The organism is Patulibacter brassicae (assembly GCF_033949425.1).
In the GTDB taxonomy this organism is placed as follows: domain Bacteria; phylum Actinomycetota; class Thermoleophilia; order Solirubrobacterales; family Solirubrobacteraceae; genus Patulibacter; species Patulibacter brassicae.
Map to the genome: position 1 here is coordinate 849,500 of NZ_JAXAVX010000001.1, position 22,517 is coordinate 872,016.

At 77.3% G+C, this 22,517-nt stretch carries 17 protein-coding genes; 6 read left to right on the plus strand and 11 right to left on the minus strand.

What is annotated here, in order from left to right:
• Positions 1-5 precede the first annotated feature (5 nt).
• Genes SK069_RS03900 through SK069_RS03935 form a run of 8 tightly spaced genes read right to left on the minus strand, consistent with a single transcriptional unit; the run spans position 6 to position 11,805 of the window.
• Positions 6-1,433 carry a glutamine synthetase family protein gene (locus SK069_RS03900; protein WP_319952871.1) on the minus strand — a complete coding sequence of 476 codons (1,428 nt, stop codon included), beginning with the start codon at positions 1,431-1,433 and terminating at the stop codon, positions 6-8.
• Entirely contained in the window at positions 1,430-3,328 is a 1,899-nt protein-coding gene (locus SK069_RS03905) for an IucA/IucC family protein (protein ID WP_319952872.1), read from the minus strand. Before SK069_RS03905 ends, SK069_RS03900 begins: the two co-directional genes overlap by 4 nt.
• Positions 3,312-4,628 (minus strand): hypothetical protein, encoded by a 1,317-nt coding sequence (locus tag SK069_RS03910; RefSeq protein WP_319952873.1) that lies wholly within the window; start codon positions 4,626-4,628, stop codon positions 3,312-3,314. Before SK069_RS03910 ends, SK069_RS03905 begins: the two co-directional genes overlap by 17 nt.
• Entirely contained in the window at positions 4,625-5,935 is a 1,311-nt protein-coding gene (locus SK069_RS03915) for a lysine N(6)-hydroxylase/L-ornithine N(5)-oxygenase family protein (protein WP_319952874.1), read from the minus strand. The genes SK069_RS03910 and SK069_RS03915 overlap by 4 nt, the downstream gene beginning before the upstream one ends.
• Positions 5,932-7,695 (minus strand): IucA/IucC family protein, encoded by a 1,764-nt coding sequence (locus tag SK069_RS03920; RefSeq protein WP_319952875.1) that lies wholly within the window; start codon positions 7,693-7,695, stop codon positions 5,932-5,934. The genes SK069_RS03915 and SK069_RS03920 overlap by 4 nt, the downstream gene beginning before the upstream one ends.
• Positions 7,692-9,128 carry a pyridoxal phosphate-dependent decarboxylase family protein gene (locus SK069_RS03925; RefSeq protein WP_319952876.1) on the minus strand — a complete coding sequence of 479 codons (1,437 nt, stop codon included), beginning with the start codon at positions 9,126-9,128 and terminating at the stop codon, positions 7,692-7,694. The genes SK069_RS03920 and SK069_RS03925 overlap by 4 nt, the downstream gene beginning before the upstream one ends.
• Positions 9,125-10,495 (minus strand): diaminobutyrate--2-oxoglutarate transaminase family protein, encoded by a 1,371-nt coding sequence (locus SK069_RS03930; protein WP_319952877.1) that lies wholly within the window; start codon positions 10,493-10,495, stop codon positions 9,125-9,127. Before SK069_RS03930 ends, SK069_RS03925 begins: the two co-directional genes overlap by 4 nt.
• Positions 10,492-11,805: an alanine racemase gene (locus SK069_RS03935; protein ID WP_319952878.1), complete on the minus strand. Its 1,314-nt coding sequence runs from the start codon at positions 11,803-11,805 to the stop codon at positions 10,492-10,494. The genes SK069_RS03930 and SK069_RS03935 overlap by 4 nt, the downstream gene beginning before the upstream one ends.
• Positions 11,806-11,887: 82 nt before the next feature.
• On the opposite strand from SK069_RS03935, the gene SK069_RS03940 reads away from it, so the two are divergent.
• From SK069_RS03940 to SK069_RS03960, 5 genes are all read left to right on the plus strand, one after another.
• Positions 11,888-12,862 carry an ABC transporter substrate-binding protein gene (locus SK069_RS03940; protein WP_319952879.1) on the plus strand — a complete coding sequence of 325 codons (975 nt, stop codon included), beginning with the start codon at positions 11,888-11,890 and terminating at the stop codon, positions 12,860-12,862.
• On the plus strand, positions 12,843-13,919 hold the full coding sequence (locus SK069_RS03945) for a FecCD family ABC transporter permease (RefSeq protein WP_319953095.1): 1,077 nt from the start codon (positions 12,843-12,845) through the stop codon (positions 13,917-13,919). The genes SK069_RS03940 and SK069_RS03945 overlap by 20 nt, the downstream gene beginning before the upstream one ends.
• On the plus strand, positions 13,916-14,980 hold the full coding sequence (locus SK069_RS03950; RefSeq protein ID WP_319952880.1) for a FecCD family ABC transporter permease: 1,065 nt from the start codon (positions 13,916-13,918) through the stop codon (positions 14,978-14,980). Before SK069_RS03945 ends, SK069_RS03950 begins: the two co-directional genes overlap by 4 nt.
• Positions 14,981-15,001: 21 nt before the next feature.
• Positions 15,002-15,844, plus strand: a complete 843-nt coding sequence (locus SK069_RS03955) for a siderophore-interacting protein (protein WP_319952881.1) — start codon at positions 15,002-15,004, stop codon at positions 15,842-15,844.
• 63 nt (positions 15,845-15,907) lie between these two features.
• Entirely contained in the window at positions 15,908-18,499 is a 2,592-nt protein-coding gene (locus SK069_RS03960; protein WP_319952882.1) for a DEAD/DEAH box helicase, read from the plus strand.
• 82 nt (positions 18,500-18,581) lie between these two features.
• On the opposite strand, the gene SK069_RS03965 is transcribed toward SK069_RS03960, so the two are convergent.
• On the minus strand, positions 18,582-20,036 hold the full coding sequence (locus SK069_RS03965) for an alpha/beta hydrolase family protein (protein ID WP_319952883.1): 1,455 nt from the start codon (positions 20,034-20,036) through the stop codon (positions 18,582-18,584).
• Positions 20,037-20,133: 97 nt separating this feature from the next.
• On the opposite strand from SK069_RS03965, the gene SK069_RS03970 reads away from it, so the two are divergent.
• Positions 20,134-21,084 (plus strand): LysR family transcriptional regulator, encoded by a 951-nt coding sequence (locus SK069_RS03970; RefSeq protein WP_319952884.1) that lies wholly within the window; start codon positions 20,134-20,136, stop codon positions 21,082-21,084.
• Positions 21,085-21,135: 51 nt separating this feature from the next.
• On the opposite strand, the gene SK069_RS03975 is transcribed toward SK069_RS03970, so the two are convergent.
• Both SK069_RS03975 and SK069_RS03980 read right to left on the minus strand, forming a co-directional pair.
• A complete protein-coding gene (locus SK069_RS03975) occupies positions 21,136-21,552 on the minus strand; it encodes a DoxX family protein (RefSeq protein WP_319952885.1) in 417 nt (138 codons plus the stop codon).
• A 126-nt stretch (positions 21,553-21,678) separates the two neighbouring features.
• The gene (locus tag SK069_RS03980) at positions 21,679-22,437 is read right to left on the minus strand and encodes an SDR family NAD(P)-dependent oxidoreductase (protein ID WP_319952886.1); all 759 of its coding nucleotides are present in this window, start codon (positions 22,435-22,437) and stop codon (positions 21,679-21,681) included.
• Positions 22,438-22,517: the final 80 nt, after the last annotated feature.

Genomic DNA, 22,517 nt, shown 5'->3' on the forward strand with positions numbered 1-22,517 from the left:
ACGGGTCAGATGCGCTCGAAGAGCCGCCGGCGCTCCCAGTCGGTGACGGCGCGCCGGCTCAGGTCGAGCTCGACGGCCGCGGCGCGCGCCAGGTGGCGCTGGACGTCGGGGCCGAAGGCCGCGCGCACGAGCGGGCTCGCGCGCCAGCGGGCGAGCGCCTCGGCGAGATCGCGCGGCAGCGGCGGCGCGTCGGGACCGGGCGGGCCGGCGACGGGGTCGCCCGGCTCCAGCCCGTGCTCGATGCCGTGCACGGCGGCCGCGGCGATGCCGGCGACGACGAGGTACGGGTTGGCGTCCGCGCCGGCGACGCGGTGCTCGATCCGGCGACCGGCGCCGTGGCCGGCGATCCGCAGCGCCGCGAGGCGGTTGTCCCAGCCCCACGCAGCGGCGTCGGGGGCGAACGTCCCGGGCTGCAGCCGCTTGTAGCTGTTCGTCGTCGGCGCCCAGAGCAGCGCGAAGTCCCCGAGGCACGCGAGCTGGCCGGCCAGCGCGTGGCGCAGGAGGTCGGGCAGCTCCTCCCCCTCGGCGGCGAACGCCGGGCGGCCGTCGCGGTCGGTGAGGCTCATGTGGACGTGGCAGGAGGAGCCCTCCCCCTCGTCGACCCGCGCCATGAAGGTCAGCGCGCGGCCCTCCTGCCCGGCGATCGCCTTGGCCGCGAGCTTCAGCAGCGCCGCGTCGTCGCAGGCGCGCAGCGCCTCCTCGTGACGGAAGACGATCTCGTACTGGCCGGGGTGGCACTCCCCGCGCGCGGTCTCCAGGCGCAGGCCGCAGTCCCCGAGCGCCCGGCGGATCCGCCGCGTCAGGTGCTCGATCCCGGCCGTCGCCAGCAGCCCGTAGTCGGCGTTGTGGCGGCTGGCCGGGGTCAGGTCGCGGAACCCGCGCTCGTGCGCGGCCGCCGGGCTCTCGTCGAAGACGACGAACTCGAGCTCCGTCCCGCAGCGCGCCGACAGCCCGTGGTCGGCGAGCCGCTCGAGCTGGCGGCGCAGGACGCTCCGCGGCGCGACGTCGACCGGCGCTCCCGCGTGGTCGACCGCGTCGGCGATGACGAGCGCGGTCCGGTCCCACCACGGTGGCAGGCAGAGGCTGTCCGGATCGGGGCGCAGCACGAGGTCGCCGAAGCCCCGGTCGTCGGCGTCGATCGCGTAGCCGCCGTCCGTCCGCATGTCGACGTCGACGGCGAGCAGGTAGTCGCAGGCGCCGAACCCCCCGCCGGGCACGAGCACCTCGGCGAGCGCGTGATCGGCGTCGATCCGACTGCCCTGCAGGCGACCCTGGAGGTCGGGCAGCGCGATCACGACCTCCTCGACGGTCCCGTCGGCGACCGCGCGGCGCAGCGCGCCGAGGTCCCCGCGCGGCACGGCGGGCCCGGGGCGGCCGGCGCGCGACGGGGCGGCGGCGCGGGCGACGGGCCGGACGGCATCGGGGGCGCTCATCGGCGGGCCCCCGCCAGCGCCGCGCGCCCGGACGGCGCCCCGCCGAGCAGGTCGGCGACGCGGACCGCCGCGGCGTCGCGGTCGACGTCGGCGAGCGGGTTGGGGACCGTGCCCTCCGCGAGGTCGAAGCCCTCGTCGCGCTCGGCCCGCTCGTGGAAGGCGTCGCCCGAGAGCTGCTCGCGGTTGAGCTGGATCCGCTCGAAGCGCGGCGCGAAGAGCCCGAGCTCGTCGAACCGGGCCGCGAGCTCGCGGTCCCCGTCGTCCCGGCACCGCTGCAGCGTGCCGGCGACGAGCGCCCAGAACGCGCGCTCGGGCACCCCGAGGTGATCGGCGACGAGCGGCGCGAACGTCCGGAAGTGGCCCGCCACGAGCGCCGACAGCAGGCTGTGGCGCAGCTCGCCGACCGGCCACCGGAGGAGCACCGCGGCGGCGGCCGCCGGGAGGTCGTCGTGCTCCGGGCGGCGCTCGGGCACGAGGTTCACGTCCTCGGCGAGGTCCTTCACCGCGACGCGCACCGGCACGTCGCGGCCGTCGAGGACGACGACGGTGTTCTCGCCGTGCGGGCAGAACGCGACGCCGTGGCGCACGAGGAAGCGCACGAGCGGCGGCAGGAGCGCGTCGAGCAGCCGCGCCAGCCACGTCTCGGCGTCGAGGCCGGAGCGGGCGACGAGCTCGGTCACGAGCGCCCGCCCGTCGCGGCCGACGAGCGTCAGCGCCGCGAGCGAGCGCGCCCGCTCGCCCGGCCGCAGGATCTCGTGGACGGGCTGGCGCAGCACCGCGCCGCCGGTCTCGGCGTAGCGGTAGGGGAGCTCCGGGATGCCGCGCACCAGCGACGGCCGCAGCGTCACCGCGGCGCGCTCGGCGAGCGCGACGAAGCCGCTCTCCGCGAGCAGGTCGTCGGCCTCGATCGCCCGCGCGAGCCACGCGCTCAGCGCCGGCGCCTGGGCGCTGTGCTCGGCGGAGAGCCCGCGCCAGACCAGGGTGTTGCGGATGGCCAGCGGCAGCTTCACGTCGTGGCGATCGGGCCGGTCGACGTTCGCGAGCGTCCGGACCGACTGCAGCGGTCGGTGGCGGTCCGCACCGGTCCCGAGCACGACGACGCGGCCGGTCGCCAGCTCCTCGGCGAGCAGCCCGAGGAGCTCCCGCTCGAGGTGGAACGGGTGGACGGGCAGCCACGCCCAGTCGGACGGATCGCCGGCGGCGTGCTGCCGGAGCCGGGCGGCGAACCGCTCCCGCTCCTCCTCGTCGAGCTGCGCGGCCGCGAAGGCGCCGGCGTCGAGCCCGTGGTGGGTGGCCAGGTCGGGGTGCGCGGCGATCCAGGCCAGCCGGACGTCGGGGGCGTGCTCGGGGGCGTAGCGGCGCAGGTCCGACGGGCCGAAGCCCAGGCGGCCCTTGTTGAGGACCATCCGCGGGTGGCCCTCGCCGTGGGCCTCGAGCGCGACGTGCTCGAGGTCGGCCAGCGCCGCCGCGCTCGGCCGGCGCCGGGCGAGGTGGACGTCCGCGGCGCGGGTCGCGGCGAGGTCGCGCAGCGCGTCCACGAGCGCGCCGCCCGCGAGGCCGAGCTCGGGCGCGGCGTCGCGCAGCAGCAGCGCGGGGTCGTCGGCGCGGGTGGGGCCGTCGGCGCTCGCGTCGTCCTCGCGCCGGACCGACCCGGGGTCGACGACGAACCCGTCGAACCGGTCGCGCGTGGCGCGGAAGCGGTAGGTGGCGGCGGGCAGCGCGAGCGACCACGCGTCCGGCGCGGCGCCGGGCACCGGGCGCACAAGGCCCTCGTAGGCGAGCTCGCCGATCGCGCGGGCCAGCAGCCGCGAGCCGGCGATCCGCCAGGCCTCCGGATCGGCCGCGGCGGCCGCCCGCTCGTCGACGGGGGCGTCGGGCTCAGTGGGACGGGACACGGCGGGACCTCCGGGAGGCTCGGGGGACGGTGGCCAGCAGCGCGCCGGCGGCCGCGACGGCGAAGGTCGCGGCCCCGACGGCGAGCGGCAGCAGCAGGTCGCGCTCGGCCGCCGCGGCGGCGACGAGCGGGGCGAGGACGAGGCCGAGGCCGCGGGCCGTCTCGGTCGCCGCGAAGCCGGGACCGGTGACCCCGACGGCGGAGAACACGCGGCGATCGATCTCGACCTGCGCGAGGACGACGCCGGCGCCGAAGGCGACCCGGCCCAGCGCCAGCGGCAGGACGGACGAGGCGGTGGCCGCCTGCAGGGCCAGGCCCCCCGCGGCGAGGAGCAGCGCGAGCGGCAGCAGCGCGCCCCCGAGCCGCCCGCGGGCGGCGCGGGCGAGCGGCAGCGTGGCCAGCGCGGCGGCCGAGGGCAGCAGGAAGAGCGCGGTGGCCAGGGCGGCCGAGCGGCCGTCGTCCTCCAGCGCGGTGACGAAGAACGGGCGCACGACCGCCATCGCGAAGTCGAGCACCGTGGCCAGCAGCGCGATCCCGACGAGCGGGGCGAGGACGAGCGCCCAGCGCGCGACGCGCTCGCGTCCGCCCCGCTCGGTCTCCGGTCCGCGACGCGCAGCCTCGCGGGGCGGCGACGGCGCGTCCCCGGCCGGGGCACCGGTTCCCGACGGGGCCGGGACGGGCGCCGCAGGCCCGGTCGCCCCTGCGCCGGCGGGGACGGGCCCCGTCGCCCGGGCCATCGCCCGACGGGCGACGGCGAGCAGCGCGAGCGTCACGGGCGCGAAGGCCGCCAGGCCGATCCGCGGATCGGGCAGCGCGACGATCAGCGCGCCGGTCGCCGCCGCGACGATGATCGCCCCGTGGAAGAGCCCGGCGAACCACACGACCCCGGGCGTGCCCTCGCCGTCCAGGGCCACGAGCGCCGGGTAGGCCAGCAGGAGCGCGGCGCCGGAGGCCGCGGCCACCGCGCAGGCCACCACGAACGCCTCCAGCGTCGGGGCGAGGGCCATCGCGACGTCCGCGCACGCCGCCACCGCGAGCCCGCCGGTGACCACCCGCGCGGCGCCGATCCGGCGCGCGAGCAGGCCCAGCAGCGGCAGCGCGACCATCGCCGAGAGCCGGGACGCCCACAGCACGAGCCCGGTGTCGCCCGGGTTGTCGGTGCCGTGGACCTCGCGCAGGAGCTGCGGGTAGAACGGCCCGAGCGCCATCTCGCCGACGAGCAGCAGGCCGAGGACCCCGGCCAGGACGAGCCGCGGTCCGCCGCGGCGCGCCCCGGCGGGGCCGGAGGGGATCGCCGTCACGCGGCGTGCTCCAGGCCGAAGGTCGTGAACGCGGTCCGCTCCGGCAGGGGGTGGACCTCGCGACCGGCGACCGCGTTGAGGATCGTGGCGCTGCGCCACGCCCCGAGCCCGAGGTCGGGCGCGCCGACGCCGTGGGTGTGCAGCTCGGCGTTCTGGACGAAGATCCCGCCCAGCCCCGGACGCGTCACGAGCCGGTGCTCGGCGTCGATCGCCAGCCGCCCGCGGGCGTCGCGCTGCAGGGCGTCCTCGAGCGGCCGCAGGCAGCGGGGCTCGCGCGGGGCGTAGCCGGTCGCCGCGACGACCGCGTCGGTCCGCAGCGTCGCCGCCTGGCCCTGGTCGGGCTCTCGCAGCTCGAGCGTCACCCCGCCGTCCGCGATGCCGGCGGCCGACGCGACGCTGACGTTCGGCGTGATCGACACCCCGTCGGGCCAGCCGCCGCCGATCGTCCGCTCGTAGAGCACCTGCTGGATCTCGGCGATCGTGTCGGCCGAGATCGCCTTGTAGAGCTGGCTCTGCTGGGGCAGGACGCGGTCGCGGACCGGCTCCTGCAGGCCGTGGAAGTAGCGCGTGTAGTCCGGCGTGAACTGCTCGAGCCCGAGCTTGGAGTACTCCATCGGCGCGATCGCGCGGCTGCGGGTGCACCACCGCCGGACCTGCCCCGGGCGCTGGGCGCGGAGGAGGTCGAGGAAGACCTCGGCGCCCGACTGGCCCGAGCCGACGACGGTGACGTCGTCCAGCGCGCGCAGGGCGTCGCGGCGGTGGAGGTACTGCGCGCTGTGCAGGACCGGCCCGTCGTCGTCGTGCAGCGCCCGCAGCGGCGCCGGGAGCGTCGGGGCGGTGCCGATCCCGAGCACGACGTTGCGGGCGAGCACCTCGCCGACGCCGTCGGGCCCGATGAGGCTCGCGGCGAACGCGCCGGCGGCCTCGTCCCACCGGATCGCCTCGACCCGGTGCCCGAAGCGGCACGCGTCGAGGCCCTCGGCGGCCCACCGGCAGTAGTCGTCGAACTCGGCGCGCGGCACGAGGAACCGCTCGGCGAAGTAGAAGGGGAAGAGCCGGCGGCGCTCGCGCAGGTACGCGAGGAACGACCAGCGGCTCGTGGGGTCCACGAGCGTCACGAGGTCGGCGAGGAACGGGACCTGCAGCGTCGTGCCCTCGAGCAGCATGCCGGGGTGCCAGCCGAACGACGACCGCTCGTCGACGCAGCGCACGTCGAGGTCCTCGACGCCGTCGGCGAGCGCGGCGAGGCTGAGGTTGAACGGACCGATGCCGACCCCGAGGAGGTCGAGGGGGGACTCGTGGCTCATGCGCGGGCGATCGGGTTGGGGATCTCGCGGTACACCGACTGGGTCGCGACGGGCCCGTCGAGCTCGTCACGGCCGTCGACGGTCGTCAGCAGGTTGCACTTGCTCGTGAGGGTCGGCGCGTCGCGCAGGCGGGCGGCGACGCCGTCCGGACGCGCCCGGGCGACCGGCTCCAGGCGGTCGCGGATCCGGGCCAGGAGCGCGCGCTCGTCGGCCACGCCGTCGGCGCCGAGCGCGCCGACCACGCCGAGCAGGGCGTTCACGCCGAGGTAGTAGGCGACGCGATCGGCGACGAGGTCGTCGTCGAAGACGAGCTGGCAGCCCTCCGGCTCCAGGCATGGCAGCCGCCGCTGCCAGGCCGCGGCGTGCGCGCGGGCGACGTACCAGCCCTGGCCGTCCCGGTACCAGCCGCGCACCGGCAGGCCGTCGGGATCGAGGGTCACCAGCGCGTTCTGGGCGTGCGCCTCGACGCCGACGCCGTGGACGTCGTGCCAGCGCAGGAGCGGCAGCACGAGGACGTCCAGCAGCGCGTCGAGCCACGCCCCGGCGGCCTCCTCGACCGGCTCGCCGCTCGCCGCCGCGCGCTCGAGCACGATCGCGCCGAGTCGGCTGGGGCCCTGCCGCGGACGCTCCGCGACGAGACCGGCGAGGCAGATCGTCGGGTCGCCGGCGCCGACGACCGCGTCGCGCAGCGCGAGCGCCAACCCGTGCTCCTCCCCCGGTCCCGCGACGTCGGTGCTCGCCCAGGCCGCGTCGAGCAGCACGCCGACGGACGGGCGGTGCCCCTCGAGCGCCTCCAGCGCGGTGGCCAACGCGCCGACGTGGCGCCCGAGGCGCAGCTCGGGGCGGTGGTTCTCGCGCCGGGAGTTCGTGATCCGCAGGCCGAGCGAGAGCTTCGCCATCCACCGCGCCCCGTCGCGCTCGAGGGTGCGCAGCGAGGAGGTCGGGAACCAGCTCGCCGTCGCGGACCCGAGGTCGACGAGCCGGCCGGCGGCGAGCGCGTCGGCCACCGGACCCTCGGCGAGGAGGCGCGCCGCCTGCGACGGGTGCAACGGCAGCGGCACGCGGTCCTCGGGGACGGCCACGCCGTCGTCGAGGGCCATCCGCCGCAGCGTCTCGGCGATCGGCTCCTCCCCCGGGCCCTCGCCGACGAGGTCGGTCGGCCGCACGCCGAGCCAGCGCAGCCGCAGGCGACCGCGCAGCTCGGGCGAGAGCTCGCGCAGGCGGACCGGGTCGTCCTCCTCCCGCCCCTTGCCGGCCGGATGGAAGGGATGACCGACGGTCAGCGCCTGCTCTCCGGCGCGGAAGCTCCGCTCGCCCGTCGGGTCCTCGGGGTGCGCCCAGCGGTCGTCGAGGTGCTCGGCGATCCGTCCGGCGGAGTCGCGGGCCCGCGCGATCGCGGCGTCGGCCGCGGCGGCCGACCGCCCCTGCTGCAGCGCGGCCTCGCGCAGGAGCAGGGTGGCGACCTCGCGATGGGGCAGCTCCGGCCCGGGCTCGCCCCCCGAGCGCTCGCGCCGCACGCGGCCGAAGCGGTGCCAGCCGCTCGCCGAGCGGTGCAGCACCGGGACGAGCAGGGCGGTGCCCTGGCCTGGCAGCGGCAGGCGCGCCCGCGAGCCGGACGGCGGCAGGGAGGCTCCCGTCTCGCGGACCCACGCCCGCAGCAGCGGCTCGATCGCCGCCTGGTCGGCGGCGACGACGGGATCGGCGCCGTGCAGCGGGTCCTCGGCGGCGCGCGCCGCGCCGGCGGGGGCGGCGGTGCTCATGCGCGGGCCTCCGCCGCGGCGAGCGGCTCCCGCTCGTCGGCCGCCGCCTCCGCGACGAGGCGCACGAGCGCGCGGACCTCGTCGCCGGTGGCGTGGGGGTGCAGGAGCGTGAGCTTCAGCCAGCGGCGACCGGGGCCGGTGCCGGGCAGTTCGGTGCGCCCGACGACGGCCCGCCCCTCCCGCAGCAGGCGCCGGCGCACCGCGGCGCAGCGCTCGTCGCGTCGCGTGGGGTCCTCGTCGCGCGGGCGCAGGAGCACCGTCGTGAGCGTCGGCGGTCCGAGCAGCTCGAGCGCCGGCTCCGCGGCGATCGCCGCGGCGGCGTCGTGCGCCCGGTCGTGGCAGGCGTCGACGAGCGCGCCGAGCCCCTCGCGTCCGAGGGCCCGCATCGTGACGAGCAGCTTGAACGCGTCCGGCCGTCGCGTCGTGCGCAGCGACCGCCCGACCCGGTCCTCGTAGCCGGCCTCGTCGTCGTCGGCGGCGTTGAGGTAGGCGACCTCGAGCGCCAGCGGTCCGAGGAGCGCCCGGTCGCGCAGCAGCAACGCCCCGGCGGCGACCGGCTGCCAGCCGAGCTTGTGGAGGTCCAGCGCGATGCTGTCGGCGCGCTCGACGCCGCGCAGCAGCGGCGCCAGGCGGCGCGAGAGCAACGCACCGCCGCCGTACGCGGCGTCGACGTGCAGCCACCCGCCCACCCGGTCGACCGCCCGGGCGATGTCCGGGAGCGGGTCGATCGCGCCGAGATCGGTGGTGCCGGCCGTCGCCACCACGACCCACGGCCGACGCCCGCCGGCGAGCGTCGCCTCGAGCGCGTCGGCGCGCATCCGGCCGGCGTCGTCCACCGGCACCGCGTGGACGGCGGCGGCGCCGAGCCCGAGCACCTGGGCGGCCCGGCCGACGGAGAAGTGGGCGAGCTCCGAGCAGGCGATCCCGACCGTCGGGCCGAGCGCCTCGCGCGCCAGCAGGAGCGCCGTGAGCGTCGACGCGCTCGCGCCCGTGGTGATCGTCCCGCCCGCGCGCTCCGGGTCGAGGCCGGCGAGCTCCGCCAGCGCATCCACGACGGCGTCCTCGACCGCCGCCGACGAGGGGCCCTGGTCCCAGGAGTCCAGCGAGGGGTTGAGCGCCGCGACGACGGCGTCCGCGGCGACCGCGACCGCCAGCGGCGGGCAGTGCAGGTGCGCGGCGCAGCGCGGATCGCCGGGGTCGGCGTGCCCGGCGGCGAGCAGGCGCGCGAGCCCGGCCAGGGCGTCCGTCTCGCCGAGGCCGCGCTCGGGCAGCGCCCCGTCGCCGCCCAGCAGCGCGCCGAGCGCCGCCCGCGGGGCCGCGGGCTCGCCGGCCGGCAGCGGCCCGCCGCGGTCGGCGCGCCCGGCGACGGTCGCGTCGAGCGCGATCCGCAGCAGCCGGCGCAGCGCCGCGTCGTCGTGGGCCAGGGCGCTCATGCGGCGACCTCCAGCGCGGCGCCGCGCGCGCGGTCGCCCTCGGTGCGCACGACGTCGCCGAGCACCGCGACGACCCGCTCGGCCTGGGCGTCGGAGAGCACGAGCGGCGGCAGCAGCCGCACGACGCTGTCGTGCCGCCCGCCGAGCTCGACGATCAGGCCGCGCTCCAGGCAGGCGGCGCGGACGGCTGCGGCGAGCCGCGGCGCGGCGGGGCGGACGCCGAGACCGTCCGGCGCGCCGGCGGGGTCGACGAGCTCCACGCCGAGCATGAGGCCGCGGCCGCGGACCTCGGCGACGGCGGGGTGCCCGGCCAGCCGCTCGCGCAGCTCCTCGGCGATCCACGCCCCGAGGCGCCCGGCGCGCTCGGCGAGCCGGTCGCGGCGGACGACGCGCAGCGTCGCGGCGCCGGTGGCCATCGCGAGCGTCGTCCCGCGGAACGTCCCGGTGTGCGCGCCCGGGGCCCATCCGTCGAGGTCGCCGCGGTAGGCGACGACCGCCAGCGGCAGGCTGCCGCCGATCGCCTTGCTCATGACGATCGCGTCCGGGACGATCCCGGCGCGCTCGTGGGCCCACATCGTCCCGGTCCGCCCGACCCCGGACTGGACCTCGTCGACGACGAGCCGAATGCCGTGGCGCTCGGTGATCCGGCGCATCGTGCGCAGCCACTCGTCCGGCGCCGGCACGACGCCGCCCTCGCCCTGGACGGCCTCCAGCAGCATCAGCGCAGGCGGGACGACGCCGCCGTTGGGGTCGTCGAGCAGCCGCTCGACGTAGCGGGCCGAGACGGTGGCGCCGTGGGGGCCGAGGCCGAAGGGGCAGCGCAGCGCGTAGGGGAACGGCAGGCGCGTCACGTCGGTGCCCAGGCCGGCGACCGGCGCCTTCGTCGCGACGCCGGCGCTCGCGGCGAGGGCCCCGAGCGTCATCCCGTGGTAGGCGCCGGTGAACGCGAGGATCCCCTGGCGCCCGGTGCCGGTCTGGCAGAGCTTGATCGCGGCCTCGACGGCGTCGGTCCCGGCCGGCCCGCAGAAGTGCAGGCGGGGGCGCGTGCGCCGGAACGCCTCCGGCAGCGCGGCCAGCAGCTCGGTGGTGAGGTCGTCCTTCCAGGGGGTCGCGAAGTCCAGCGCGTGCAGCGGCGCGCCGCTGGCCAGGACCTCCTCGATCGCGCCGACGACCTCGGGGTGGTTGTGGCCCAGCGCCAGCGTGCCCGCGCCCGCCAGGCAGTCGAGCAGGACGCGGCCGTCGGCGGTCTCCAGCTCGGCGCCGCGGGCGCGGACCGGCACGGCGCCGAGCCAGCGCGCGTACGTGCGCGCCGAGCTCTCGCGGGCCGCCTGGCGGTCGAGGATGGCGTCGGTGTGGGTGGGGATCACGAGCGGTCTCCGGGGGATGCGGCCGCGAGGGCCGGGGACGGGCGGCGGACGTCGCGCTCGAGCACGACGCGGGGGGCGAGCGGGTGACCGAGGAACTCGTGCAGGCCGAACTCCCAGCCGTACGCGCCGGCGCACGGCAGCACCGCGACGTCGCCGGCGCGGGCGGTCACGCCGTCGACGTCCGGCACGAGCGTGTCCTCGGGGGTGCAGAGCTCCCCGGCCACGGTGGCGCGCGCGCCGTGGACGGCGGGCCGCGGCAGGCGGGCGTCCCACCTCTCGATCGGCACGACGGCCAGCGGCTGGGGCAGGTCCCACGAGGCGGGCAGGAGGAAGTGGTTCACCCCGCCGCGGAGGACGACGAACGTGCGGCCGCGCACGGGCTTCACGTCGGCGATCGGCGCGGCGTACCACCCGCACGGCGCGGCGATCCAGCGTCCCGGCTCGAGGATCATCCGCACGCCGGGGGGCGGGTCGAGGGCGGCCAGTCCCCGCCCGAGCCGGGCGAGGTCGAACGGCGCCTCGCCGGTCGCGTCGAAGCCGAGCCCGCCGCCGACGTCGACGATCCGCAGCGCGAGCCGGTGCGCGTCGGCCAGTCCGGTGGCGTAGTCCAGCACCCAGGCGGCGTAGCCGGCGTAGTCGCCGGCGTCGGCGACGTTGCTCGCCGCGTGGACGTGCACGCCGACGACCTCGAGGTCCTCCGACAGGGTCCGCGCGGCGTCCAGCAGGGCCGGCACGTCCTCCTCCGGGACGCCGAAGGGGCTGGCCGCGCCGCCCATCGTGAGGTCCCCGGCGACCGGCACGTCGAGGGGGTTGACCCGCACGCAGACGGCGGCGGGGCGCCCGGCGCGGCGCCCGGCGGCCGCGGCGCGGTGGAGCTCCAGCGGGCTCTCGACGTTCACGGTGCCGCCCGCGGCCAGCAGCGCGTCCAGGAGCGCGTCGCTCTTCGCCGGGCCGCTCGACACGAGCAGCGGCGCCTCGGGTCGGGACCCCCAGGCGGCGCGGGCCGCGGCGAGCTCGCGGCGGGAGGAGACCTCGAAGCCGTCGACGACCGCGCCGAGCGCGTCGAGCACCGGCGCGAAGCCGTTGGCCTTCAGCGCGAAGCAGACCGCCGCCCACGCCGGGAGGGCCGCGCGCAGCTCGGCCGCCCGGGCGGCCGCCACGTCGGGGAGGTAGCCGTAGGCGGCGACGGGATCGGGGGCCTCCGCGAGCCCCGCGGCCCAGCGCGCGACCGGCGCGGGAAGCGCCGATGCGGGCAGGGCGGGGAGCACGCGGACGGTCCGATCGGGGGACAGGAGACCGAAGTCCGACATCGCGAATCGGAGTTGTATAGGGTCCCCTCACTTTTCGCCATCCGGCCAGTTCGGCCGCCCGAACATCAAGCAGGAGCCCCCGTTGACCGACACTGCCGTTCCACGCCGTTCCCGCCGGCTGCTCGTCGCCGGCGCGCTCGTCGCGTCGCTCGCGCTGACCGCGTGCGGCTCCGACGACGACGAGGCGACGACCACCCCGGCGAGCGACGCCCCCGGCACGCGGACGGTCCAGACCGCGATGGGCCCGGTCGAGATCACCGGCACGCCGAAGCGCGTCGTCGTCCTCGACACCCCGGAGCTCGACACGACGACGACGCTCGGCGTGACGCCGGTCGGCACCGTGAAGGCCGCCGTCGGCGACGGGTTCCCCCGCTACCTCGCCGACAAGGCGAAGGGGATCGAGGTCGTCGGCGAGATCGAGGCGCCGAACCTCGTCGCGATCGCGAAGCTCAAGCCCGACCTCATCCTCTCCAGCAAGGTCCGCGACGAGAAGCGCTACGCGCAGCTCTCGAAGATCGCCCCGACGGTCTTCACCGAGACCCCGGCCGACTGGAAGGCGAACGTCATCACGCAGGCCGAGGCGCTCGGCAAGGCCGGCGAGGCGCGGCGCCTGCTCACCGACTACGAACAGCGCGCGAAGGCCGTCGGGCGAGCGCTCGGCGACCCGGCGGAGACGACCGTCTCCGTCGTGCGCTGGCTGCCCGGCGAGATCCGCCTCTACAGCCCCAACTCGTTCGTCGGCTCGATCCTCAAGGACGTCGGCGTCGCGCTCCCGCCCGCGGCCGAGAAGGCGACCGACATCAACGCCACGCTCTCGCTCGAGAACCTCGACGAGGCGGACGCCGACGTCGTCTACCAGACGGTCTACGGGCCGGCCAAGGACACCGACCAGGCCCGCGGCACGAAGCTGCCGGCGTGGAAGGACATCGACGCCGTCGAGGACGGCCGCGTCTACGACGAGCCCGACGACGTGTGGATGCTGGGCATCGGCATCACCGGCGCCCAGCAGGTCCTGAACGAGCTGGAGAAGACCCTCCCTGCCGCCCAGAGCCGCTGATCCCCGGCACGGCCGCACCGGCGGCCGTGCCGCCCCCGACGTCGCGCCCCGCCCCGGCGGGACGCGACGTCCTGCCACGAGGGCGGCTGCGGCCGCCCTCGCGGTCGTCCTCGCCCTCGCCACCGTCGCCTGCTCGATCGCGCTGGGGTCCGGGGACGTCGGTCCCGGCCGCGCCCTGGAGGCGCTGCTGCACCCGGCCGCCCATCCGGCCGACGCGGGCGTCGTCCGCGAGCTGCGGCTCCCCCGCACGGGCGTCGCGATCGCCGTCGGCGCCGCGCTCGGGCTCGCCGGCGTGCTGCTGCAGGCCCTGACGCGCAACCCGCTCGCCGACCCCGGCATCCTCGGGATCTCCGCCGGCGCCTCGCTGGCGGTCGTGCTGGCGATCACGCTCCTCGGCGTCTCGGGCACCGCCGCGTACGCGCCGTTCGCCCTCGTGGGTGGCGCCGCGGCCGGCGTCCTGGCGTGGGTGCTCTCCGGCGGCGGCCGCGGGGGCACCGTCGGGCTCGCGCTGGCCGGCGCCGCGATCGCGGCGCTCTGCGCGGCCGCCACCCAGGCGATGCAGGTGCTCGACAGCCAGACGCTGGACCAGTTCCGCTTCTGGGTCGTCGGCTCGGTCGCCGGCGGCGAGTGGTCGACCCTCGTGGGCGCCGCGCCGTTCCTGCTCGTCGGCGCCGCCGTGGCCGCCGCGGTCGCGCCGGCCCTGAACGCCCTGAGCCTCGGGGAGGACGCCGCCCGCGGGCTGGGCCAGGACGTCGCCCGCGTGCGGATCGCGACCGGCGCCGCCGCCCTGCTGCTCGCCGCCGGGGCGGTCGCGGTCGCCGGACCGATCGCGCTCGTCGGGCTGCTCGCCGCCCACGCCGCGCGGCTGCTCGTCGGCGCCGACGTCCGCTGGCAGCTCGCGCTCGCCGCGCTGCTCGGGGTCGCCGCCCTCGTCGGCGGGGATGTCGTCGGCCGCGTCGTGGCGCCGCCCCGCGAGGTGGCCGTCGGGGTGGTCGCGCCGATCGTCGGCGTGCCGCTCTTCCTCTGGCTCGTCGCGCGGCGACGGGTGCGCCCATGAGCGTCCCGGTGCTCGACGCGCGGCGACGCCGGGTGCTGCGCCTGCGACGTCCGGCGCTCTCGCTGCGGATCGACGCGCGCGCCGCCGGCGTGACGGCCGGCCTCGCGCTGCTGGCCATCGCGGCGGCGATCGCCGGGATCGCGTGGGGCGGCGCCGACCTGCCGCTCGGCGACGTCCTGCGGTCGCTGACGGTCGGCGCGGACGGCGGGACCGACCTCATCGTCCGCGAGCTCCAGGCCCCGCGGGCGGCGCTCGCGCTCGTCTGCGGCGCCGGGTTCGGGATCGCCGGCGCGATCTTCCAGTCCGTCCTGCGCAACCCGCTCGCCTCGCCCGACATCGTCGGCACCGCGCACGGCGCGAGCCTCGCGGGCGTCGCCGGGCTCCTGCTCGGGGCCTCCTACGGCACGTCGATGGCGCTGGCCGCCGGCGGCGCGCTCGCGGCGACGGCCCTCTGCCTCGCCGTCGCCCCGCGGCGCGAGGCGCTGACGCTCGTCCTCGTCGGGATCGGGATCGCCGCGCTGGCCGGCGCGGGGGTCTCGTTCCTGCTCACGGTGGGCGACATCACCGCGACGTCGCGGGCGGTCCTCTGGCTCGTCGGCAGCCTCAACGGCGGCGACTGGGCGACCGTCCGCGCGACCGGCGCGGCCGTCGCGCCGCTCGCGATCGTCGCGCTGCTGCTCGCCCGCCGGATCGACGCGCTGGCGCTCGGCGACGAGCTCGCCCACGGCCTCGGCCTGCGCCCGGCGCGGGAGCGCGCCGTGCTGCTCGTCGTCGCCGCGGCGCTCGTCGGCGCGTGCGTGGCCGCGTGCGGGCCCCTGGGCTTCGCGGCGTTCCTCGCCCCCCAGATCGGCCGGCGCCTGGCCGGCGCGGGGTCGACCGCCGCCCTGCCGGCGTCGGCGGCCGCGGGCGCGGCCCTCGTCGCGCTCGCCGACCTCCTGGGCCGCCGGATCGGCGCGCCCGGCGAGCTGCCGGTCGGCGTCGTCACCGCGCTGCTCGGCGGCCTCCTCTTCCTCGTCCTGCTCACCCGCGAGCAGCGGCGCCGCGTCTCCGCGGGCCGCTGAGCGCCGACCTCCCCCATCCGCATGCCCGACTCCGCCCGGTACGCCACCGCCACCCGCCGTCAGCAGCGCTTCCCGATCGCGTCCGGGCCGGTCGAGGTCGTCGACGTGCGGCGGGTCGCGCGCCGGCTCACCCGGATCGTCGTCGCCGGCGACGTGCTCGCGACGATGCCCGACGACGAGCCCGGCGAGTTCGTGACGCTCATCTGGCCCCGCGACGGCCAGGAGGTGCTCGTGCCGGAGGTCGGCCGCTGGCGGTTCCCGCCCGGCGGCGAGGCGCAGCACGCGCGCAACTACACCGTCCGCCGCTTCGATCGCGACGCCGGCCGGATGACCATCGACCTCGTGATCCACGACCACGAGCCCGACCCGGAGGACCCCGACGGCGGCTTCGGCGGCCGCTGGGCGGCCCGCGCGCGCGTCGGGGAGCGGCTCGGGCTCTGCGGCCCGCGGATCCACTGGGTCACCGACCCGGACGCCGCCTGGACGCTGATGGCCGGCGACGAGACCGCGATCCCCGCCATCGCCGCCGCGGTCGAGCGCCGACCCGCCGGCCACCCGATCCGGGTCGTGCTCGACGTCCACGACGCCGACGACGAGGCGATGCTCGACGTCGCCTCCCCCGACCTGGACGTCACCTGGCTGCACCGCGGCGACGCGCCGTGCGCGACGCCCGAGCGGCTCGTCGCCGCGCTGCGCGAGCTCGAGCTGCCCGAGGGCCCGCCGCAGCTCTGGGCGGCCGGCGAGTCGTGGGCGGTGCGGGGCGTGCGCGAGCACCTGCGCGACGAGCGCGGCTTCCCGCGCGGGGCCATTCAGGCACTGGGCTACTGGAAGCACCGCGCGACCCCGGAGGACGACGAGGCCTGACGACGGGCCGGGTCCGGCGGGTCGGGTCCGGCGGGTCCGGCTCGCTAGCGTGGGGTCGGACCGATGCGCCTCGTCGACGCCCGCCCCGCCGATCCGACCGCGGACGCCCTCTACGAGGCGTTCGGGATCTGGGCGCACGAGCGCGGGATCGAGCTCTACGCGCACCAGGAGGAGGCGGCGATCGAGCTCTTCGACGACAAGAACGTCGTGCTCGCCACGCCGACGGGGTCGGGCAAGTCGCTCGTGGCGATCGCCGCGCACTTCGCGGCGCTGAGCCGCGACCGCACGACGTTCTACACGGCGCCGATCAAGGCCCTGGTGTCGGAGAAGTTCTTCGCGCTCTGCGAGGTCTTCGGGGCCGACAACGTCGGGATGCTCACCGGCGACGCGTCGGTGAACGCCGACGCGCCGGTCATCTGCTGCACCGCCGAGGTGCTCGCGAACATCGCGCTGCGCGGCGGGGCGAGCGCCGACGTCGGCCAGGTGGTGATGGACGAGTTCCACTACTACGCCGACGGCCAGCGCGGGTGGGCGTGGCAGGTGCCGCTGCTGACGCTCCCGCAGGCGCAGTTCCTGCTCATGTCCGCGACGCTCGGCGACGTCGCGCGGATCAGCGAGGACCTGACCCGGCGCACCGGCCGCGAGACGGTCCTCGTCGACGACGCCGAGCGGCCGGTGCCGCTGTCGTTCACGTGGTCGGTGGACCCGCTGCACGAGCTCCTCGAGGAGCTCGTCCAGGCCGACCGGGCGCCGATCTACGTCGTGCACTTCACCCAGGCCGCCGCGATGGAGCGCGCCCAGGCGCTGCTCTCCACGCCGCTCACGAGCCGCGCGGAGCGCGACGCGATCGCCGAGGAGCTCGGCGCGTTCCGGTTCACCGCCGGCTTCGGCCGCACGCTGTCGAAGCTCGTCCGCGCCGGGATCGGCGTCCACCACGCCGGGATGCTGCCCCGCTACCGGCGGCTCGTCGAGCAGCTCGCCCAGAAGGGCCTGCTGAAGGTCATCTGCGGGACCGACACCCTCGGGGTCGGGATCAACGTGCCGATCCGGACGGTCGTGCTCACCGCGCTGGCGAAGTACGACGGCACCCGCCACCGGCTGCTGAAGGCGCGCGAGTTCCACCAGATCGCCGGGCGTGCCGGCCGCGCCGGCTTCGACACCGCCGGCCACGTCGTCGTGCAGGCCCCCGAGCACGTCATCGAGCGCCAGCGCGCGCTGGCGAAGGCCGGCGACGATCCGAAGAAGCGGCGCAAGGTCCAGACGAAGAAGCCCCAGGAGGGGCACGTCTCGTGGACGGAGGAGACCTTCGAGCGCCTGCGCGACGCGACGCCCGAGGCGCTCGCGTCGAAGATGCGCGTCGATCACGCGACGCTCCTGAACGTCGTCCACCAGCCCGGTGACCCGGTCGAGGTCATGACCGCGCTGACGACGGACAACCACGAGGACGAGCGGGGCCGTCAGCGACTCTACGAGCAGGCCCAGGCGCTCGGCGACGAGCTCGTCGGCGCCGGCGTCCTGGAGTGGCTGCCCGAGCCCGACCCCGACGGCCGCCGCCTGCGCCTGGCCGTCGACCTGCAGGACGACTTCGCGCTGAACCAGCCGCTGGCGTCCTTCGCCCTCGTGGCGCTCGAGCAGCTCGACCCCGAGGCCGAGGGCTACGCGCTGGACGTCGTCTCCGTCGTCGAGGCGATCCTCGACGACCCCTACCCGGTGCTCATCGCGCAGGCGAACGAGGCGCGCGGCGAGGCGATCGCCGCGATGAAGGCCGACGGGATCGAGTACGACGAGCGGATGGAGCGGCTCGAGGAGGTCTCCTACCCCAAGCCGCTGGAGGAGGAGCTGCGCGAGCTGTTCCGCGCGTTCCGCGAGACGCGCCCGTGGGTCCGCGAGCGGGACCTCTCGCCGAAGTCCGTGGTGCGCGAGATGTGGGAGTGGGGCCGGTCGTTCACCGACCTGATCGGCCACTACGGCCTCTCGCGCTCGGAGGGCATCGTCCTGCGCTACCTCTCCGGCGCCTACCGGGCGCTGCGCCAGACCGTGCCCGAGTCCCGCCGCACGCCGGAGCTCGAGGAGCTCCTCGCGTGGCTCGGGGAGACGATCCGCCAGACCGACTCGAGCCTGCTGGACGAGTGGGAGGCCCTGACCGACCCGGAGGCCGTCGCGCGGGCGGCGGAGGCCCAGGCGGCCGGCGCCCCGCCGGCGCCGAGCCGGCCGCTCACCGGCAACGAGCGGACGTTCACGGCGATGGTGCGCCAGGCGCTCTTCCAGCGGCTGCGCCTGGCCGCCCGCGACCGCGCCGACGCGCTGGCGAAGCTCGATGCCGCCGCGGCGGCGCTCACCGACCCGCCGGGCAAGGTCACGATGCGCGAGCACCACTGGCGCGCGGCGCTCGACGCCTACTGGGAGACGCACGACGAGCTGCCCGTCGGTCCGGCCGCGCGCCGCGCCGAGCTCGTCGTGATCGACCGCGACCCGGCCGGCCACCTGCTCAGCGGCACGCCGGAGGAGGGCGCGCGCCGCTGGATCGTCCGGCAGATCGTCGACGACCCGGACGGCGACCACGACGTCGCGCTCGTCGTCGAGGTCGACCTCGACGGCTCCGACCAGGCGGGCGAGCCCGTCCTGCGGACCCGCTCCTTCGGCGCGGACGCCTGAGCTCGGATCCACGCTGATCCCGCAGCGCCGGACCGCCCGCCGGGCGACCGGATCCGCGAGGGCCGCCGGCGGCTGGACCCGCTCAGCCGCCGTGCTGCGCGAGCCAGCGGTCCATCGCGGCGCGGAACGCCTCGTGCGAGCGCCCCAGGGTCACCGCGTGCCCGGTGCGCGGCAGCTCGACGAGCTGCACGTCGGGCGAGCGCGGGTAGGCGGTCGCGGCCTGCAGGCGGTTCGTCGGCGGCGTGAAGAGCGCGTCGTTCGCGCCGGAGATCACGAGCACCGGCGAGGTGATCCCCAGCCGCGTGCCGAGCTGGTCGACCGCGAGCGCCTGGAGGGCGGAGAGCAGGTCGCCGCAGGGATCGCGGTTGTGGCGCTGCAGGGCGATCCGGCGGACGGTCGGGTCGAGGTCGTGGAAGTGCGCGGCGGCGAAGTCCGCGTCCGTCCGGCCGAAGGAGGCGTAGTTCGGGGCCCCGCTGGAGCCGCGCGAGCGCTGCGGGCCGGTGAGGCACTGCGCGCCGGCGTCGGCGAACTGGGCCAGCGCGAGGACCGAGGGCACGTCGGTGTAGCCGATCACGGCGATCGCGTCGGCGCTGCCGAAGGAGTACTGGGCGACCTGGGTGATGAAGCCGCCGAGCGAGTGCCCGGCCAGCAGCACGCGGGAGAACCGCGGCGCCCCGGGCACGCCCGTGACGGTGCCGCGCCGCAGCGCGCCGATCACCTGGTCGACCATGTCGGCCTGCGCCGGGATGCACGTCGCGCTGCCGTCGGGCAGCTCGTCGTGCGCGGGGTTGCCGAGCCGGTCCAGGACGAGCGACGCGTGGCCGGCCCGGGCCTGCTGCCGGCCGTAGTCGTAGCCCGGCACGTCGCCGAAGCGGAAGAACCAGCCGGCGTAGCCGAGCCCGTGGACGTAGACGGTGATCGCCGGCTTCGGCGCGTCGAGCACCGCCCGCGGCGCCACGACGCTGCCGTGGACGCGGTAGCGCCGGCCGTCCGGGGCGCCGAGGCACGGGATCGCGGTCCGGTTGCGGTTGACGACCTCGAGCGTCACGGGCACGTCGACGATCTCGCCGACGCCCACCCGCACGTGGCTCGGCGCCCCGAGCGTGCCGTTCGCCAGTCGGGTGCGCACGCGCACGTCGGCGTCGACCGCGGTCGAGAGCCGGGTCTCCAGCGGGCCCCGGCGCGCGCCGAGGCGGACCGTCCGCTCGCGCCGCCACGTGCCCTCGACGCACCGCTCGACGAGGACGCCGGCCCGCCGTCGCTCCCGGCGCGTGCGCGCCGAGGACGCGGGCGCGACGGCGACCCGCAGCGCGTCACCGACCGCGACCCGTCGCGGCGTCACCCGCTCGCCGCAGACCGTCGTCGCGGCCGCCGGCTCGCCCCCGCGCAGCGCGACCGCCGGAGCCGCGGCGGAGGCGGCCGCCAGCGGACCGGCCGCCCAGCCGACCGCGGCGATCGCCGCGGCCCGCAGGAGGTGGCGTCCGGCGGTCCGCGACGGGCGACCCTCCGGTGGGCTCGGGACGGTGGGCCGGCGCATGGCACGACCATATGCCCGGCCCTGCGCGGCGGGAAACAGCGATCCGGAGTGGCGCCACAACCCCATGGTTGTGCGCGCCGCGGGTACCGTCCGGCGCGTGCCCGTCCCGGACGTCTCGCTCGCCCGCCTGCGCGCCTTCCTCGCCGTCGTGGACCACGCCGGATTCACCGCCGCGGCCCGGCAGCTGCACCTGAGCCAGCAGGCGGTGAGCGCGGCGGTCACGCGCCTGGAGGCCGAGCTCGGCGTCCTGCTGCTGCAGCGCTCGCATCGCGGACCGGAGCCGACGCCCGCCGGCGCCGCGTTCGCCGAGCGCGCCCGCGAGCTCGTGGCGCACTGGGAGGGCACGGTCGCCGAGGCCCAGCGCCTCGACCGCGCCCGCCGGCAGGTGCTGCGCGTCGGCGCGATGGCGGGCGCCGCCCTCGAGCTCACCGAGCCGATCCTCCGGGCGTTCGCCGAGCTCGAGCCCGAGGCGTCCGTCGAGCTCGAGCCCCATCTCTACGACGACCCCTCGGCGGGCCTGGCGTCCGGGAGCACGGACGTGGCGTTCCTGCGCCCGCCGCTGGGGGCCGAGCGCCTCGTGCTGACCGAGCTGCTCGTCGAGCCGCGCGTCATCCTCGTCGGCGCGGGCCACCCGCTGGCCGGCCGCGGCCGGATCGCGCTCGACGAGCTGCGACCGTTCGCCGCCGCCCGTCCGGCGGGACCGGACGAGCGCTGGAACGGCTTCTGGTCCGCGGAGGCCGACCCCGCCGGAGCGCTGCCGGTGACGACCCTCGAGGAGGCCTTCGAGCTCGTCGCGGCGGGCCGGGCGTGGGCCGTCGCGCCGATCGGCTGGACCCGGTTCCACGCCCGACCCGGCCTCGCCGTCCTGACGAGCGACGAGCTGCCGCCGTCGGTGCTCGCGCTGGGCCGGCGCCGGGGCGAGCGCAATCCGCTGGTGCACCGCTTCCTCGCGGCGGCGACCTCGATCGCCGCGCGCCACCTCGACCTCGTCCCGGACGCGACCACGCCCGCGGCGGCGCCGCCCGATCCCGCGCCGGCCGCGGGCTGAGCGCCGGGCGGCGCGAGCGGGGCCGTCCCGCCGCGCCGCTCGTCGCTCGGGCTACCAGCGGGACAGGAGCGCGTCCGTCAGGGCGGCCGGGACGTCCTGGGCCTGGTTGGCGAGGTAGAAGAGGATCAGCGCGCCGCCGAGCAGGGCGATGTTCTTGTTGAAGTTGATCTGCTCCATCTGGCGGGCCTGCGCGTCGCTCTCCTTCCAGAAGGGGTGCATGAAGAACGTGACCGGGATGAGGAAGGCCACGATCAGCAGCGCGCCGAGGTCGAGCCAGATCCCGAAGACGATCGAGACGGCGCCGAGCAGGGCGAGGACGCCGGAGGCGACGACGCCGGCCTTCGCGTTCGGTACGCCCTTGGCCTGCGCGTATTGCGCCATGCCGTCGGCCTGGGCGAAGTGCCCGACCGCGGAGAGCAGGAAGATCGCCGCGAAGAGCACGCGGCCGATGAGGAAGACGATGTCCATGGTGAGCTCCTGTGAAGAGGGGTGCTTGCACCGGAAACTACCAGAACCGGACCGAGGTCCGTATGCCGGATCGCCGTCCGGCGTGCGACGCGCCGGCGTCGCACGGCCGGGACGGCGAGGATCCCGCTAGCGCGGCGCCATCCGCAGGCTGCCGTCCAGCCGGATGACCTCGCCGTTGAGCATCGGGTTCGTGACGATGTGCTCGACGAGGTCGGCGTACTCCGCGGGCTTGCCGAGGCGCGCCGGGTGCGGCACGCTCGCGCCGAGCGAGTCCTGCGCCTCCTGCGGCAGGCCCGCGAGCATCGGGGTCTCGAACAGCCCCGGGGCGATCGTCACCACGCGGATGAGCTGGGCGGCGAGCTCGCGCGCCACCGGCAGCGTCAGCCCGACGACCCCGCCCTTGGAGGCGGAGTAGGCGACCTGCCCGATCTGCCCGTCGTAGGCGGCGATCGACGCGGTCTGGATCAGCACGCCGCGCTCGCCGTCCTCCGGCTCCTGGGCGGCGATCGCCTGGGCGGTGAGGCGCATCGCGTTGATCGTGCCGAGGAGGTTGACCCCGATCACCTGCTCGAACGCGTCGAAGGGCGTCGGGCCCTTGCGCGTGAGGAGCTTCGTCGGGGTGCCCAGTCCGGCGCAGACGACGGACAGCCGGACGCCGCGGGGCGCCTCGGCGGCCGCGTCGATCGCCCGCTGGATCGACGCCTCGTCCAGGACGTTCGCCGCGACCCCGACGCCGCCGATCTCGCTCGCCAGCGCCTCGGCGCGCTCCTCGGCCAGGTCGGCGACGACGACGTGCGCGCCCTCCGCGGCCAGGCGGCGAGCCGTGGCCTCGCCGAGTCCGGACGCGCCGCCGTAGACGACCGCGCCTGCTCCCTCGATCTGCATGCCTCTCCCTTGGTGTGTGGTGGACGCGTCCTGGAACGCGCGTGCTGCGACGCCCCCACGGATGCGGCGGCGTCCGGCGC